At 73.1% G+C, this 15,376-nt stretch carries 13 protein-coding genes; 12 read left to right on the top strand and 1 reads right to left on the bottom strand.

Annotated features, from left to right (window positions below; translation table 11 throughout):
- Positions 1 to 445: 445 nt before the first annotated feature.
- The 10 genes from AB0M99_RS02620 to AB0M99_RS02575 all read left to right on the top strand — a co-directional run bounded on the left by AB0M99_RS02620 (position 446) and on the right by AB0M99_RS02575 (position 13,482).
- Positions 446 to 1,630, top strand: coding sequence for a ubiquitin-like domain-containing protein (locus AB0M99_RS02620; protein ID WP_365916909.1), 1,185 nt, complete (start codon positions 446 to 448; stop codon positions 1,628 to 1,630).
- Positions 1,627 to 2,526, top strand: a complete 900-nt coding sequence (gene rsmA, locus AB0M99_RS02615) for a 16S rRNA (adenine(1518)-N(6)/adenine(1519)-N(6))-dimethyltransferase RsmA (protein WP_365916755.1) — start codon at positions 1,627 to 1,629, stop codon at positions 2,524 to 2,526. The genes AB0M99_RS02620 and rsmA overlap by 4 nt, the downstream gene beginning before the upstream one ends.
- A complete protein-coding gene (locus AB0M99_RS02610) occupies positions 2,523 to 3,431 on the top strand; it encodes a 4-(cytidine 5'-diphospho)-2-C-methyl-D-erythritol kinase (protein ID WP_365916753.1) in 909 nt (302 codons plus the stop codon). Before rsmA ends, AB0M99_RS02610 begins: the two co-directional genes overlap by 4 nt.
- A gap of 96 nt (positions 3,432 to 3,527) precedes the next feature.
- Positions 3,528 to 4,871 (top strand): acyltransferase, encoded by a 1,344-nt coding sequence (locus tag AB0M99_RS02605; RefSeq protein ID WP_365916751.1) that lies wholly within the window; start codon positions 3,528 to 3,530, stop codon positions 4,869 to 4,871.
- Positions 4,872 to 4,899: 28 nt separating this feature from the next.
- Positions 4,900 to 6,696 carry an ABC-F family ATP-binding cassette domain-containing protein gene (locus tag AB0M99_RS02600; protein WP_365916749.1) on the top strand — a complete coding sequence of 599 codons (1,797 nt, stop codon included), beginning with the start codon at positions 4,900 to 4,902 and terminating at the stop codon, positions 6,694 to 6,696.
- Positions 6,697 to 6,856: 160 nt separating this feature from the next.
- Positions 6,857 to 8,494 (top strand): PQQ-binding-like beta-propeller repeat protein, encoded by a 1,638-nt coding sequence (locus AB0M99_RS02595; protein ID WP_365916747.1) that lies wholly within the window; start codon positions 6,857 to 6,859, stop codon positions 8,492 to 8,494.
- A gap of 43 nt (positions 8,495 to 8,537) precedes the next feature.
- The gene (locus AB0M99_RS02590) at positions 8,538 to 10,325 is read left to right on the top strand and encodes a PQQ-binding-like beta-propeller repeat protein (RefSeq protein ID WP_365916745.1); all 1,788 of its coding nucleotides are present in this window, start codon (positions 8,538 to 8,540) and stop codon (positions 10,323 to 10,325) included.
- A gap of 130 nt (positions 10,326 to 10,455) precedes the next feature.
- Positions 10,456 to 11,142 carry a LuxR C-terminal-related transcriptional regulator gene (locus AB0M99_RS02585; protein WP_365916908.1) on the top strand — a complete coding sequence of 229 codons (687 nt, stop codon included), beginning with the start codon at positions 10,456 to 10,458 and terminating at the stop codon, positions 11,140 to 11,142.
- A 95-nt stretch (positions 11,143 to 11,237) separates the two neighbouring features.
- A complete protein-coding gene (galE, locus tag AB0M99_RS02580; protein WP_365916743.1) occupies positions 11,238 to 12,197 on the top strand; it encodes a UDP-glucose 4-epimerase GalE in 960 nt (319 codons plus the stop codon).
- A gap of 508 nt (positions 12,198 to 12,705) precedes the next feature.
- Positions 12,706 to 13,482 (top strand): response regulator transcription factor, encoded by a 777-nt coding sequence (locus AB0M99_RS02575; RefSeq protein WP_365916741.1) that lies wholly within the window; start codon positions 12,706 to 12,708, stop codon positions 13,480 to 13,482.
- Here AB0M99_RS02575 and AB0M99_RS02570 read toward each other — a convergent pair.
- Complete coding sequence (locus AB0M99_RS02570; protein WP_365916739.1) at positions 13,441 to 13,938, bottom strand: MarR family transcriptional regulator; 498 nt, start codon at positions 13,936 to 13,938, stop codon at positions 13,441 to 13,443. The genes AB0M99_RS02575 and AB0M99_RS02570 overlap by 42 nt on opposite strands.
- A gap of 161 nt (positions 13,939 to 14,099) precedes the next feature.
- On the opposite strand from AB0M99_RS02570, the gene AB0M99_RS02565 reads away from it, so the two are divergent.
- Entirely contained in the window at positions 14,100 to 14,975 is an 876-nt protein-coding gene (locus AB0M99_RS02565; protein WP_365916737.1) for a trans-aconitate 2-methyltransferase, read from the top strand.
- A gap of 2 nt (positions 14,976 to 14,977) precedes the next feature.
- A complete protein-coding gene (locus tag AB0M99_RS02560) occupies positions 14,978 to 15,343 on the top strand; it encodes a VOC family protein (protein WP_365916907.1) in 366 nt (121 codons plus the stop codon).
- The last annotated feature ends 33 nt before the right edge of the window (positions 15,344 to 15,376 follow it).

Here is a 15,376-nt window from a genome sequence, read left to right as displayed (position 1 = left end):
CGCCCACCACCCCGCCACGCTGGGTAGCCGCCCGACTTTGGTGAGTGACGGTCGCTCCGCTAGGGTGCCGTGCCCGAAGCAGCGGGGACGGACCAGCGGAGCGAGCGTCGTGAGCGATAGCCCTTTCACGGGGGTGTACGGGGACGGGGCCGGACCGGTGCCCTGGCCCGCCCCCGCCCCCGGCCCGTACCCGGACCCGTACGCGGACCGGGACCCGTACGCGCAGTCGTACCCGGACCCGTACGCCGACCCCGGCCCCCGCCCGGAACCCGAGCCCGGCGTGCCCTCGCCCCGGGGCGGCTCGGGGCGCCGCCGGCGCACCGAGGCGGGCCCGCCGCCCGGCCCGGACCCCGCCGCCGCGGCCGCGGGCGGCACGGCCACCGCCACCCTGGACGCGCCCGCCCCGCCCGTCGCGCCCGGCACCGGCAGGCGCCGCGGCGCGGCGATGCCCGACGACGGCCCGGGCGCCGCCCCGCCGCCGCCCGCGCCGGCCCCGCCCGGCACCGGCAGGCGCCGGGCCGCCCCCGCGCCCACCCCGGCCGGGACCTGGCGGCGGATCGTGCCGCAGGCCCTGGTCGTCGCGTTCCTGGCGGGCGGCACCACCGCCTTCGTCGCCGCCGACAAGACGGTGCGGCTCACCGTGGACGGGGTCCCGCAGACCCTGCACACCTTCGCCGACGACGTCGACGAACTGCTCGCCTCCGAAGGACTCGGCGTCGGCCCCCACGACCTCGTCGCCCCCGCCCCCGGCGAGGCCCTCGACGACGGCGACCGGGTCGTCGTCCACTACGGCCGCCCCCTGCGGCTCACCGTCGACGGACAACAGCGCCAGGTGTGGACCACCGCCCGCACCGTGGACGGAGCCCTGCGCCAGTTCGGCATCCGCGTCGAGGGCGCCCACCTCTCCGCCCCGCGCACCGCGCCCGTCCCGCGCGCCGGCCTGACCCTCGCCGTGCGCACCGAACGCAGCATCACCTTCATGGCCGACGGCCGCGAGACCACCCTGCGCACCAACGCCGCCACCGTCCAGGAGGCCCTCGGCCAGGCCGGCATCACCCTGCACGGCCAGGACACCACCTCGGTACCCGCCGGATCCTTCCCGCGCGACGGCCAGACCGTCACCGTGCTGCGCATCACCGGCACCCGCGAGGTCCGCGAGGAACGCATCCCGTACGAGACCGAGAAGGTCAAGGACGCCGGGCTCTTCGCCGGCACCGAAGTCGTCGAGCGCGCCGGCCGGCCCGGGGCGCGCCGGGTCACCTACAGCCTGCGCACCGTCAACGGGGTCCGGCAGAAACCCCGCCGGATCGCCGAGGAGACGGTCCGCGAGCCGGTCACGCAGCTCGTCAAGGTCGGCACCAAGCCGCTGCCTACCTCCGTCGCCGGCGCGGACGGCCTGGACTGGGGCGCGCTGGCCCACTGCGAGTCCGGCGGCCGCCCCGCCGCGACCGACCCGTCGGGTACGTACGGCGGGCTGTACCAGTTCGACGTACGCACCTGGCAGGGCCTCGGCGGCAGCGGCCGCCCCCAGGACGCCCCGGGCGCGGAACAGACGTACCGGGCCAAGAAGCTCTACGTGCAAAGGGGGGCGAGCCCCTGGCCCCACTGCGGCCGTAGGCTTTACCGGTGAGCACCGCAGAGCAGCAGCCCGAAAAAACTCCTGACGCCCTTCTCGGCGCCGCCGACATCCGAGAGCTGGCCGCCGCCCTCGGCGTACGCCCGACGAAGCAGAAGGGCCAGAACTTCGTCATCGACGCCAACACGGTGCGCCGCATCGTGCGCACCGCCGAGGTGCGGCCCGACGACGTGGTCGTCGAGGTCGGGCCCGGCCTGGGCTCGCTGACGCTCGCGCTGCTGGAGGCCGCGGACCGCGTCGTCGCCGTCGAGATCGACGACATCCTGGCCGCCGCGCTGCCCGCCACCATCGAGGCACGGATGCCGGAGAAGAAGGACCGCTTCGCGCTGGTCCACTCCGACGCGATGCTCGTGGAGGAACTGCCCGGACCGGCGCCGACCGCGCTGGTCGCGAACCTGCCCTACAACGTGGCCGTGCCGGTGCTGCTGACCATGCTCGACCGGTTCCCCAGCATCGAGCGGACCCTGGTCATGGTGCAGGCGGAGGTCGCCGACCGGCTCGCCGCCGAGCCCGGCAACAAGGTGTACGGAGTCCCCTCCGTCAAGGCCAACTGGTACGCGCACGTCAAGCGCGCCGGGGCCATCGGCCGCAAGGTCTTCTGGCCCGCGCCGAACGTCGACTCCGGTCTGGTCTCGCTCGTGCGGCGCACCGAGCCGATCAAGACCACCGCCTCCAAGGCCGAGGTCTTCGCGGTGGTCGACGCGGCCTTCGCGCAGCGCCGCAAGACGCTGCGCGCCGCACTGGCCGGCTGGGCGGGCTCGGCGGCGGGCGCGGAGGCGGCCCTGGTCGCCGCCGGCATCTCGCCGCAGGCGCGCGGGGAGTCGCTGACGGTGGAGGAGTTCGCCGCGATCGCCGAGCACAAGCCGGCGGAGCAGAGGCCCGCGCTGTGAGCGGGGCGGCGAGCGTGACCGTACGGGTTCCCGCGAAGGTCAACGTGCAGCTGGCGGTCGGCGCGGCGCGCCCCGACGGCTTCCACGACCTGGCGAACGTCTTCCTCGCGGTCTCCCTGTACGACGAGGTCACCGTGACCCCCGCCGACGAGCTGACGGTCACCTGCACCGGCCCGGACGCGGACCAGGTCCCGCTGGACCGCACGAACCTCGCGGCGCGGGCGGCGGAGATCCTCGCGGCCCGGGGCGGCATCGCCCCCGCCGTGCGCATCCACATCGCCAAGAACATCCCGGTCGCGGGCGGCATGGCGGGCGGCAGCGCCGACGGCGCGGCGGCCCTGCTGGCCTGCGACGCGCTGTGGGGCCTGGGCACCGCGCGCGGGGACCTGCTCGACATCTGCGCCGAACTGGGCAGCGACGTCCCCTTCAGCCTGGTGGGCGGCGCGGCGCTGGGCACGGGGCGCGGCGAGGTCCTGACCCCGCTCGACGCGGGCGCGTTCCACTGGGTGTTCGCCGTCGCCGACGGCGGGCTGTCCACCCCGGCGGTGTTCCGCGAGTTCGACCGGCTGGCCGAGGGGCGCGAGATCCCGGTCCCGCAGGCCTCCCCGGAGCTCCTGGCGGCCCTCGCCTCGGGTGACCCGGACGCGCTGGCGGCGACCCTGGCCAACGACCTCCAGCCCGCCGCGCTCTCGCTGCGGCCCCAGCTGGCCGACACCCTCGCGGCGGGCACCGGAGCCGGGGCGCTGGCCGCGCTGGTCTCCGGCTCGGGGCCCACGACGGCCTTCCTGTGCCGCGACCCGGAGACCGCCGAGAAGGTGGCCGCGGCCCTGGCCGCCTCGGGCACCTGCCGCGCCACCCGCGTGGCCGCCTCCCCGGCACCCGGAGCCACCGTCCTGGCGTCCTGACCCCGCGCCCGCACCCCCCGCCACCGCCCGTACTCAGGCCCGGATTGAGTACCCGCACCCTGGCGGGGGGTGCGGGGCGGCCGCGAGCGTACGGGTATGGGACACACCGCCTCCGAACTCGCCGCCGCGGCGCCCGCCACCCGGGACCGGTACGTCGACCTGCTGCGCGTCGCCTCGCTCGGAACCGTCATCTGCGGGCACTGGCTGATGGCCGCGGTCAGCGCGGACGGGATCGGGAACCTGCTCGCCCTGCTGCCGCCGCTCCAGCTGCTGACCTGGGGGCTCCAGGTCATGCCGGTGTTCTTCTTCGTCGGGGGCTTCTCCCACGCACTGTCCTACCGGTCCCTGCGCCGCAAGGCCGACGGGCCCGTGTACGCCGCCTTCCTGCGGGCCCGGCTCCAGCGGCTGCTGCGCCCCACGCTGGTCTTCGTCCTGGTGTGGACCGCCGTCGCGCTCGCCGTGCAGCTCGCCGGCGGCGGCGACGGGCGGCTCTCCGGGGCCGCGCTGCGGCTGGTGACGCAGCCGCTGTGGTTCATCGGGATCTACCTCGCCATGGTCGCCTTCACCCCGCCCCTGCTGAGGCTGCACGAGCGGTGGGGCTGGGGGGCCTTCGCCGCGCTCGCCGGCGCGGCCGCGCTGGTCGACGTACTGCGCTTCGCGCTCGGTGTGCCGTACGTGGAGTTCCTGAACTTCGGCTTCGTCTGGCTCGCCGTCCACCAGCTCGGCTTCCTGCGCGCCGACGGCCGCCTGAGCCGGCCCGGGCCGTCCAGCCGCCCCGCCGTGCTCGCCGCCGCCGGGCTGCTGGGCGCCGTCGCCCTGGTGGCGTACGGGCCCTACCCGCTCTCCATGGTCGGGATGCCCGGCGAGAAGGTGTCCAACATGGCCCCGCCCACCCTCGCCCTGCTGTGCCACGGGATGTGGCTCGTGGGCGCCGTGGAACTGCTGAGGCACCCCGCCACCCGGCTGCTGGCCCGGCCCCGCGCCTGGCGCGCGGTCGTCGCCGCCAACGGCGTCGCCATGACGGCCTTCCTCTGGCACCTCACCGCCATGCTGGCGGTCTACGCCGTCCAGCTCGGCCTGGGCCTCGCTCTCCCCGAACCCGCCTCCGCGGCGTGGTGGGCGCAGGTGCCGGTACGGATGGCGGCCGCGGCCGCGCTGACCGGCGTACTGGTCGCCGCCTTCCGGCGCTTCGAGGCCCCCGGCAAGGCGGGGAGCTCCGGCCCCGCCGGCTCCGGGCCCCGCGCCGCCGCCGGGACCACCCTGTGCCTGCTCGGCATCCTCGGGCTCTCCATGACCGGCCTGGGCGGCCTCCTGGACGGCCACAGCGCCACCCTGATCGCGCTCCCGCTGACCGCACCGGCCGCGATCGGCATGGCCGTCGGGGGCGCCCTGCTGGTGGAACGGTCCGCCTCCCCCCGGAGGGTTAGGCTGAGGGGCTGATCCACACCCCTTCCCTGGAGCGCGTCTGATGGCCGTCAATCTGGTCAATGTCGAGGCAGTCAGCAAGGTGTACGGAACCCGTACCCTGCTCGACGGCATCTCCCTCGGCGTATCCGAGGGGGACCGGATCGGTGTCGTCGGCCGCAACGGCGACGGCAAGACCACCCTCATCCGCATGCTCGCCAAGCTGGAGGAGCCCGACACCGGCCGGGTCACCCAGAACAGCGGCCTGCGCATGGGCGTACTCACCCAGCACGACTCCCTCGATCCCGCGGCCACCATCCGCCACGAGATCATCCGGGACATGGCCGACCACGAGTGGGCCGGCAACGCGAAGATCCGCGACGTGCTGACGGGCCTCTTCGGCGGCCTGGACCTGCCCGGCTTCGGGCAGGGCCTCGACACCGTCATCGGCCCGCTGTCCGGCGGCGAGCGCCGCCGCATCGCGCTCGCCAAGCTGCTCATCGCCGACCAGGACCTCCTGGTGCTCGACGAGCCCACCAACCACCTCGACGTCGAGGGCATCTCCTGGCTGGCCAAGCACCTCCAGGAGCGCCGCTCCGCGCTCGTCTGCGTCACGCACGACCGCTGGTTCCTGGACCAGGTCTGCACCCGCATGTGGGACGTCCAGCGCGGTGACGTCCACGAGTACGAGGGCGGCTACAGCGACTACGTCTTCGCCCGCGCCGAGCGCGAGCGGATCGCCGCCACCGAGGAGTCGAAGCGGCAGAACCTGATGCGCAAGGAGCTGGCCTGGCTGCGTCGCGGCGCCCCCGCCCGCACCTCCAAGCCGCGCTACCGCATCGAGGCCGCCAACGAGCTCATCGCCGACGTGCCGCCGCCGCGCGACACCTCCGAGCTGATGAGGTTCGCCAACGCCCGCCTGGGCAAGACCGTCTTCGACCTAGAGGACGTCACCGTCCAGGCCGGACCCAAGACGCTGCTCAAGCACCTCACCTGGCACCTGGGCCCCGGCGACCGCGTGGGTCTCGTCGGCGTCAACGGCGCCGGCAAGACCTCCCTGCTGCGCGCCCTCGCCGAGGCCGCCCGCACGCAGGGCGAGGTCCAGCCCGCGGCCGGTTCCGTCACGGTCGGCAAGACCGTCCGGCTCGCCTACCTCTCCCAGGAGGTCGGCGAGCTCGACCCCTCGCTGCGGGTCCTGGAAGCCGTCCAGCGCGTGCGCGACCGGGTCGACCTCGGCAAGGGCCGCGAGATGACTGCGGGGCAGCTGTGCGAGCAGTTCGGCTTCACCAAGGAGAAGCAGTGGACGCCGGTCGGCGACCTCTCCGGCGGCGAGCGGCGCCGGCTGCAGATCCTGCGCCTCCTGATGGACGAGCCCAACGTCCTCTTCCTCGACGAGCCCACCAACGACCTCGACATCGAGACCCTGACCCAGCTGGAGGACCTCCTCGACGGCTGGCCCGGCTCGATGATCGTGATCTCCCACGACCGGTTCTTCATCGAGCGCACCACCGACACGGTGATGGCGCTGCTCGGCGACGCGAGCCTGCGGATGCTGCCGCGCGGCCTGGACGAGTACCTGGAGCGCCGCCGGCGGATGATCGAGGCCGCGGCCCCGGCGCCCGTCGCCGCCGCCGCGAAGTCGACTTCCTCGGGCGACTCCCGCGCGGCGAAGAAGGAGCTGCAGAAGATCGAGCGGCAGCTCAACAAGATGGCGGACCGGGAGAGCGGCCTGCACGCCCAGATCGCCGAGAACTCCACCGACTTCGACAAGGTCGCCAAGCTCGACGCCGAGCTGCGCGAACTCATCTCGGACCGGGACGAGTTGGAGATGCGCTGGCTCGAACTGGCCGAGGAGGCGTAGGGCGACCGGATCTTGCCCGGCCCAGCCAACTGGCCGGATAACGGCGGCGTCACGGGCCGGTCCTCCCTTGGGAACAGGGGGCGGACCGGCCCGATGTATGGGCGCCGTGAGTGATAGAAAGGTCATCCTCCCCACCACCCGACGCCGAAGGTAAGCGCTGATGACCGAGCCGCCCCAGCCGCCGAACCAGCCGCCGACACCTTCCGGTTACGGCCACCTGCCCGGCCCGCCGCAGCCCGGATACGGCTACCCGCCGGCCGGCGGCCAGAATCCGTACGCCCAGCAGCCCCCGCAGCAGCCGCCGTACGGCCAGCAGCCCCCGGGCGGCGGCTACGGCTTCCCGCCGCCCCCGCACATGGCGCCCGGCGCCCCCGGGATGCCGCCGAAGAAGCGTGCGGCCGTGCTGATCGCGGCCGCCGTCGCCGGCGTGCTCGTACTCGGCACCGGCGCGTACTTCGCCTTCCTCAAGGGCGACGACAAGGGCACCGACCAGCCCGTCGCGCAGGGCTCCACGCCCGCCGACGACAAGCCTTCCGCCTCGGCGTCCGTGGACGGCGGCGACGGCAGCGGCAACGGCGCGGGTGCGCAGGGCGACCTCAACGCCGGCCGCAAGCAGGGCGAGGACAAGGTCCTCTGGCTCAAGACCAACAAGATCGACGGCCCCGGCTCGGGCGTCGAGACCAAGGGCCAGTGGGTCGTCGGCGACACCGTCGTCAAGTCCGCATGGAAGTCCCTCACCGGCTACGCGGTGGCCGACGGCAAGGAGAAGTGGACCCTTGCCTTCCCGACCGTGATCTGCGCCCTCACGGGCCAGACCACGGCGGACGGCAAGACCGTCGTCATGTACAAGGACGGCGAGTCCGACTCCGCCAACTGCAACCAGATGCGGCTGGTCGACCTCAAGACGGGCAAGGAGGGATGGTCGCACGAGGTGCCCAAGGAAGGCCTCTTCGACATCTTCACCTCCCCGAACCTCGCCATCACCGGCGACACCGTCGCCGTCAACCGGCTCGGGCAGAGCAGCGCCTTCAAGGTCAGCACCGGCGACAAGCTCTTCGGCTCCAACCAGTTCGAGGGCTGCAAGCCCAACGACTACGCCGCCGGCAACGGCAAGATGATCGCCATCGCGGGCTGCCAGGACGGCGACCGCACGGTCGAGGTCCAGGACGCCGACCCGGTCACCGGGAAGAAGACCTGGAGCTACCGGCTCCCCAAGGGCTTCAGGGTCACCAGCGTGTACTCGGTGGACCCGATCGTCCTCGACCTCGGCAACGACGAGAAGAAGGAACGCTCGATCATCGTCCTCGGCCCCGACGGCAAGCAGCGCGCCACCGTCTCCGGCCAGGGCAGCTTCGCGGTCAACTGCGGCAGCGGCTTCGACCGCTCCCTCCAGGCCTGCGGCACCTCCTCCGTCGACTCCAACACCCTGTACCTGCGCACTTCGGCCGACGGGACCAAGGGCAACGAGCTCGTCGCCTTCGACCTCGGCACCGGCAAGGAGAAGTGGCGCACCCCGGCGGGCCAGGGCCGCACCCTCGTCCCGATCAAGGCCGCCGGCGGCCAGGTGGTCGTCTACCGCCAGGCCGAGTACGACAAGGGCGGCGAGGTCCTCACCATCCCGGCCGGCGGGGGTACCCCCACCGCGGTCCTGCGCCACCCGTCCGGCCCCGCCGCTCCGATCGAGAGCTCCTTCCACTCCCCGAGGATCGACTACGCGGACGGGCGGTTCTTCCTCTCCGCCTCGCGCCTGCTGGCCCAGGGCAAGGACGAGAAGTTCCTGATGGTCTTCGGCAAGTGAACGAGTCCACCGAGCGCCCACCGAGAGGCAGTAGACCCCCCAGATGAGTACCCCGAGTACCCCGCCGCCGCCCAACCAGCCGCCCTCCGGCGGATTCGGCGCGCCGCAGGATCCCCCGCCCGGCGGTTTCGGCGCACCCACGCCGCCTTCCGCGCCGCCCGTACCGCCGACGGCCCCGCAGCCGCCGGCGCAGCCCCCGGCCGCCCCGGCGCAGCCGCCGACCGCCCCGATGCAGCCGCCGACGGCCCCTGCCCAGGCCGCGTACGGCTACCCGCAGGGCGGTTACGGCTACCCGCAGCAGCCCGGCGGCCCGCAGCCGTTCGGCGCGACGACCGCGCCCATGCACGCGGCCCAGGCCCCGGCCGGGGCGGCGGGCGGCAACGCCGTGCGCACGCAGCTGATGATCGTCGGAGCGGCCCTGCTGGCCATCGTCCTCATCGTGGGCGGCGGCTTCTGGTACGTCTCGGAGGACGACAAGGGCGGCTCCACGAGCGTCGGCGCCGACGGCGGCCAGAACACCTCTCCCGGCGGCAACAAGGGCAAGGACGGCCAGCCCGCCGCCCTCGGCAGCGAGAAGCCGCCGGCCAACCCCAAGTCGAAGACGCTGTTCAACGCCCCGATGCCCAAGCCCGAGGACATGGTCACGGTCCGCGGCTCCTGGATCACGGACACGACGTACATCAAGTCCGACATGGCGAAGGTCGTCGGGTACAACCTGGTCGACGGCGGCAAGAAGTGGGAGACGCCGCTCCCGGCCAACGTCTGCGCGGCCACCTCGTTCGTCTCCGACAACAAGACCGCCATCATGTTCGACGAGGCGATGCCGACCGCCGAGCGGAAGTACCCGCAGTGCACCCAGGTCGGCGTGATCGACCTGAACACCGGCAAGCTCCTGTGGTCCGCCACCGCCAAGTCCCAGACCGGCGGCGACAAGAACGTGGTCTTCACCGAGGTGACCCTCAGCGGCCAGACCGTCGCCGCGGGCGGCCTCTACGGCGGCGCCGCCTGGAACCTCGCCGACGGCAAGCCCCTGTGGACGCCCAAGGTCGACGGCGAGGGCTGCTACGACCTCGGCTACGGCGGCGGCCCCTCCCTCGCGGTGATCCGCAAGTGCGGCCGCAGCCCGAACCAGACCCTGTACGCGCAGGCGCTCGACCCGGCGACGGGCGCGCCGAAGTTCTCGTACAAGCTCTCCCCGGGCATCGAGTGGGCGAGCATCGTCTCCACCAAGCCGCTGGTCGTCTCGGCCAACATCAACAACACGGCCAAGAACGCCACTGGCGTCAGCGACCTCTTCGTCGTCGACGACGCGGGTCAGCTGAAGGCGCGCATCCCGCTCACCTCCGGCAACTTCAACCCCAAGTGCGGCGGCACCGAGGTCGAGAAGTGCGTCAACATGGTGGTCGGCAACGGCAAGATCTACATGCCGTCGTACGAGCACCAGGGCTCGGCGGAGGTCGGCAAGACCAACGAGATCGTCTCCTTCGACCTGGAGACCGGCAAGCAGACCACCGACCGCGCGGACGCCGGTGAGCGGTACAAGATCATGCCGCTGCGCATGGACGGGTCGAACATCATCGCGTACAAGATCCCCCCGTACGACAAGGGCGGCCAGATCGTCTCCATCGACACGGCGACGATGAAGGAGACCGTCCTCATGGTGAACCCGGCGGACAAGGCCTCGCAGCGCGCCGAGACCCAGTACCCGACGGAGAGCGCCGAGTACCGGTACCACAACGGCAAGCTGTTCATCGCCCGCCCGTCGGTGCGCAAGTCCTCCTACGACAGCGGCGACCCGGAGTACCTGTTCGTCTCCTTCACCGCCAGCTGACCCGCACCGCGCACATCGAGAAGCCCCCGAACGGTCCGTACCGATCGGGGGCTTCTCGTCGGTATCCGCCTCGCACCGTCGAACAAGCGTGTAGCTTGCCGGGTCAGAAGGGTCGGGGGTGGGTGCCTTAATGGGCGTACGGGTCATGGTGGTCGACGAGCACCGGCTGCTGGCCGAGGCGCTCGCCTCGGCCCTGAAACTGCGCGGACACCGGGTCCTCGCGGCGGCCGCCCCGGCCGCGGGCGCCGCCGAACTGGTCATCAGCCGCGCCCCGGAGGTCTGCCTCCTGGGCACCGCGACCCCGGCCGAGCCGGGGGTCTTCGAGCCGATCGTGCGGATCAAGCGGGAGCGTCCGCAGATCGCCGTGGTCGTGCTCGGCCCGGTGCCGAGCCCGCGCGGGATCGCCGCGGCCTTCGCCGCCGGGGCATCGGGCTACGTACGGCACGACGAGCGCATCGAGGGCGTCGAGCGGGCCCTGGCCAAGGCCCGCGCCGGAGAGGTCGCGATCGCCCCGCAGTTGCTGCAAGGGGCCTTCGCCGAGCTGCTCAACCCCACCGCCCAGCCCGACGACGAGGGCAGCAGGCTGCTACGGCTGCTCACCCCGCGGGAGGTCGAGGTGCTGGTCAGGGTCGCCGAGGGCGAGGACACCCGGCTCATCGCCGCGGGCATGGCCATCGCGCCGAGCACCGCCCGTACGCACGTGCAGCGGGTGCTGATGAAGCTGGGCGTGGGCTCGCGGCTGGAGGCGGCCGCACTGGCCGCCCGCACGGGCCTGCTGGACCGGGCGGGGCCGGTGCCCGGGGCCGCGCAGCTCTGAGGATCTCCCCGGATTTCCCCGGCGGGGGCGAATCGGGTATCCCAGTTCCAGCACGCGCGATCCGCGTGCGCCCCCGTGCGAGAGGCAGTGGAGCGTTGAGCAAATACCTGGTGACCGGCGGCGCCGGCTATGTGGGCAGCGTCGTCGCTGCGCACCTCCTGGAGGCGGGCCACGCGGTCACGATCGTCGACAACCTCACCACCGGCTTCCGGACCGGGATCCCCGCAGGCGCCGAGTTCATCAACGGCCGGATCCAGGACGCGGCCGAGTACCTGGACTCCTCCTACGACGCCGTCCTGCACTTCGCGGCCTCCTCGCAGGTCGCCGAGTCCGTGGCCAACCCCGGCAAGTACTGGGACAACAACGTCGGCGGCACCCTGGCCCTGCTCACCGCGATGCGCGCGGCGGGGGTGCGCAGGCTGGTGTTCTCCTCGACCGCCGCCACGTACGGCGAGCCGGCCGGGGGGCTGCTCACCGAGACCTCGGTGACCGAGCCGTCGAACCCGTACGGGGCCTCCAAGCTGGCCGTCGACCAGATGATCGCGGGGGAGTGCGCGGCGCACGGCCTGGCCGCGGTGTCCCTGCGCTACTTCAACGTGGCGGGCGCGTACGGGGAGTTCGGGGAGCGGCACGACCCCGAGACCCACCTGATCCCGCTGGTGCTGCAAGTGGCGCTGGGCGAGCGGGAGTCGATCTCGGTGTTCGGCGAGGACTACCCGACCCCGGACGGCACCTGCGTCCGCGACTACATCCACGTCGCCGACCTGGCGCAGGCGCACCTGGCCGCGCTGCGGGTCGCCGCCGAGGGGGAGCACCTGATCTGCAACCTCGGCAACGGCAGCGGCTTCTCGGTCCGGGAGGTCATCGAGACCGTCCGCCGGGTCACCGGGCGCGAGATCCCCGAGATCGTCTCCCCGCGCCGCCCCGGCGACCCCGCGGTGCTCGTGGCCTCCGCGGAGACGGCCCGCGTGAAGCTCGGCTGGACCCCGACCCGCTCGGACCTCAACGGCATCGTCACGGACGCCTGGAACTTCGCGCGCAGCCACCGCTCCTGACCACTCGCGACTGCTCCCGAGCACTCCTGACGGCCTTGCCCGCGCGCATCGCCTCCTGTTCCACCCGCCCCCGGCGCAACTCGGCGCCGGGGGCGCGCGTGTGTTCGGTGCGCGCCGCTCGGGGGCGCTGTGCGCGGGCGCCCGGCGTGCACACGCCGGGTGAAACGCGCAGCGTGCAACTGCCCGTGGCACGGGCCCTGCCGGAATCGGCCTTCCGGGCCTTCCGGACAGTCGAATTCAAGCCACCACAAAGCCTGTTCGGGACCGCCCCGCCGGAAAATCCCTGGGAAAACTTCTGCTATTCGGCCAACCGTGTGCGACCCCCGGCCCTACGCTGATGCGTGACACCGGTGGGGGCCGGTGTTGATTCAGGGGTCGAGACAAGTCGGGTACGACGTCCGGTCCGGGGTAGTTGCAGAGGTGTCACGGCGGCGGCCGCGGCGGCTGCGGACCACCCGGTCCGGGCGCCGTACCCGCCGCCGTCCGTTCCCCGACCCTTGGGGGTTTTGTGGTTCGTATCCGTGTTCTCGTCGTCGACGATCACCGCATCTTCGCCGAATCCCTGGCCGCCGCACTCGCGGCCGAGCCGGACGTGGACGTGTCCGCGGCCGGCAGCGGTCCCGCCGCCCTGCGCTGCCTCGAACGCGCGGTGGCCGAGGGCCGCCGCTTCGACGTCCTGCTGGTCGACGCCGATCTCGGCGCCGTCGTCGGCGCCGTGCCCGCGCAGCGGGAGTCCGGCTCCGGCCCGGGCGCCGGCCCGCCGCCGAGCTCCGACGGGATCGCACTGGTGGCGGGCGTACGGGTGTCCCATCCCGGGGTCCGCACCGTCGTCCTGGCCGAGCGCGACGACCCCCGCCGGGCCGCCCTCGCGCTCCAGGCGGGGGCCTCCGGCTGGGTGGCGAAGGACTGCTCGCTCTCCCGGCTGCTGGCCGTCATCCGCGGGGTGCTGCGCGAGGAGACGCACCTGCCGCCCGCGCTGCTCACCGGAGTGCTCCGGGAGCTGACCGCCGCACGCAAGCACCGTACGGACAGCGAGCGGCTCGTGGAGTCCCTCACCCCGCGCGAACACGAGGTGCTGCGCTGCATGGTGGCGGGGCTGGGCCGCAAGGACGTGGCCGCGCGGCTGTTCCTGTCCCCGCACACCGTCCGCACCCACATGCAGAACGTGCTGGGCAAGCTCGGCGTGCACTCCACGCTGGCGGCGGTGGCGCTGGCCCGGCGGGCCGGCGTACGGCCGGCGGACCTAGCCGGGGATGTTGTCGAACGGAGCGGTCAACTGGCGTAGCAGCGCGGCGAGGTCGCCGCGCTGGGTACGCGAGAGCTGGGCCAGGATCGCCCTCTCCTGGGCCAGCAGTCCCGCCAGCGCCTGATCGGCGCGGTCGCGGCCCTCGGGCGTCAGCCGGACCAGGACCCCGCGCCGGTCGCTGGGGTCGGGCAGCCGCTCGACGAGGCTCTTCTTCGCGAGGCGGTCGATGCGGTTGGTCATGGTGCCCGAGGTGACCAGGGTCTGGGTCAGCAGCTGGCCCGGGGAGAGCTGGTACGGCGCCCCGGCCCGCCGCAGCGAGGTCAGCACGTCGAACTCCCACGGCTCCAGGCCGTGCTCGGAGAAGGCCAGTCTGCGCGCGCGGTCGAGGTGGCGCGCGAGCCTGCTCACGCGGCTCAGCACCTCCAGCGGTTCCACGTCGAGGTCAGGGCGTTCCCGCCGCCATGCCGCGACCAGTCGGTCGACCTCGTCCTCCATGTCGATCAGTGTAAGGGGTCTGTCGATGTGAAGTCTCTTCACGTCAAGTATCTCGTGATCATGTTTCTTGACGTCGAGATATATTCTGCGCGACCATGGGGCATGGAGGTGGCCGGAACGGCTTCCGCTTCCGCCCGCCCCACCAGTAGGGAGGCTCGAACATGCATTCCGATACCGCCTCGGCCCGGATCCCCGCCCCCACGTCCTCATCCACCTCCACCGCGCCATCCGCACCGACCTGGGACCCGCAGCAGTACCTCCGACACGCCGGCCACCGAACCCGGCCCTTCCTGGACCTCCTGACCCGGATACCCGAGCTGCCCACCCGGACCGCCCGGATCGCCGACCTGGGCTGCGGCCCCGGCAACGTCACCACCCTGCTCGCCGACCGCTGGCCCGAGGCCCGCATCACCGGCTTCGACCTCTCCCCCGAGATGCTCCACCGCGCCGACAAGGAGTACGCCGGCCCCACCCGCGGCGGCGGCAGCCTCGACTTCCGCCGGGGAGACCTCGCCGACTGGCTCCCCGAGGAGCCGTACGACCTGATCGTCTCCAACGCCGCCCTCCAGTGGGTCCCCAGCCACCCCGGATCCTTCGCCGCCTGGACCAACGGCCTGCGCCCCGGCGGAACCTTCGCCTTCCAGATCCCCGGCAACTACGGCGCCCCCAGCCACCGGCTCCTCGCCGACCTCTGCGACACCCCGCACTGGCGGGCCCGGCTCGCCGGACACGGGGCCCGCTACATCCACCTCCTCGAACCCGCCGAGTACCTGGAACGGTTGACCGAGCTCGGCTGCACCGTCGAGGTGTGGGAGACGACGTACTACCAGCTCCTCGAAGGCCCCGACCCCGTCCTGGACTGGGTCAAGGGCACCGCGCTGCGGCCGGTGCTCACCGCCCTCGGCGACGACCACGAGGCCGTAGCCGCATTCCTCGCCGAATACCGCGATCTCCTGCGCGGGGCCTACCCGCCCGGGCCGCGTGGCACTGTGTTCCCGTTCCGCCGCATCTTCGCCGTCGCCCGCAAGGAGGCATGACCGTGCTCAGCGCCGTCGACCACATACAACTGGCCGCGCCACCCGGTTCGGAGGACAGACTCCGGGCCTACTACCAGGACGTCCTCGGCATGACGGAGATCCCCAAGCCGCCCGTCCTCGCGGCCCGCGGCGGCTGCTGGCTCGCCGCCGGACCCGTCCAGCTCCACCTGGGCATCGAGGACGACTTCCGGCCCGCCCTCAAGGCACACCCGGGACTCCGCGTCACCGGCATCGAGGCGTACGCCGGCAGACTGGAGGAGCGGGGCGCCAAGGTCGTCTGGGACGACAACCTCCCCGGCCACCGCCGCTTCTACTCCGAGGACCCCGTGGGCAACCGGCTCGAATTCCTGGAACCGCACGCGGTGTGAGCCCACCGCGCGACGCGACGGCGCCCCGCCACC

Origin of the sequence: Streptomyces sp. NPDC051183 (genome assembly GCF_040682455.1) — a bacterium.
Lineage (GTDB): Bacteria > Actinomycetota > Actinomycetes > Streptomycetales > Streptomycetaceae > Streptomyces.
The sequence above is the reverse complement of the archived record's forward strand: the minus strand, read 5'-3'. Positions and strand labels throughout refer to the sequence as shown.